Below are 781 nucleotides of genomic sequence, written 5' to 3' on the forward strand. Positions count from 1 at the left end.
AGTTGTCCGTGAACAAGCCTCCAAGCACTTGATTGGGAGTCTGTTTTCCGGTTGCGGCGGCATTTGAGATTGCAGGGGGATTGAGGCTTCACAGCCCAAAACCCTGCAATTTCGATTTTGGATTTCCCTGCCGCTGCGAACCGTGATTCTGTGCTGCATCGGAGGGACCGATGCGACCAAAGAAGCACAGGACGACAGGCTCGAACGATCTGTTCCGGTCCCGGCTGGACCAGATCATCAACATGCGACACGAGCTGGTTCTGCTCGCCGGCAGGGTCGATTGGGACTGGATCGACGGCGAGATCGCGCCGCTCTACAGCGACAACGGCAGGCCGGGTATCGCGACCCGCTTCATGATCGGATTGCTGCTGCTCAAGCACATCTACGGCCTGTCCGATGAGGGGGTGTGCGAGCGCTGGGTCCACGATCCGTACTTCCAGTTCTTCACCGGCGAAGAGTTTTTCCAGCACGTTTTCCCGCATGAGCGCTCAGACCTGAGCCATTGGCGCAAGCGGCTCGGCGACAGGCTGGAGCGGTTGTTGGCCGAGAGCCTTCGGGTGGCGCACGCGAGCGGTGCGTTGCGCAGCCAGGACCTCAAGCGGGTCACGGTCGACACGACCGTCCAACCGAAGGCCATCAGCTTTCCGACCGACGCCAAGCTGCTGCATGCAGCGATCCGCGGGTTGAACCGCCTGGCGAGGAAGCACGGGGTCAGGCTCCGGCAATCCTATGTTCGCGTGGCCAAAAGCGCGGCAATGATGGCGGGCCGCTACGCTCATGC

Annotated in this window: 1 protein-coding gene; it reads left to right on the forward strand. The window is 61.5% G+C overall.

The genetic code is table 11. From position 1 onward, the window contains the following. Positions 1–170: 170 nt before the first annotated feature. Positions 171–781 (forward strand): transposase (locus IVA87_RS31080; RefSeq protein ID WP_247336785.1); only part of this gene is annotated, 611 nt, incomplete at its 3' end.

Origin of the sequence: Bradyrhizobium sp. 147 (genome assembly GCF_023073935.1) — a bacterium.
In the GTDB taxonomy this organism is placed as follows: Bacteria; Pseudomonadota; Alphaproteobacteria; order Rhizobiales; family Xanthobacteraceae; genus Bradyrhizobium.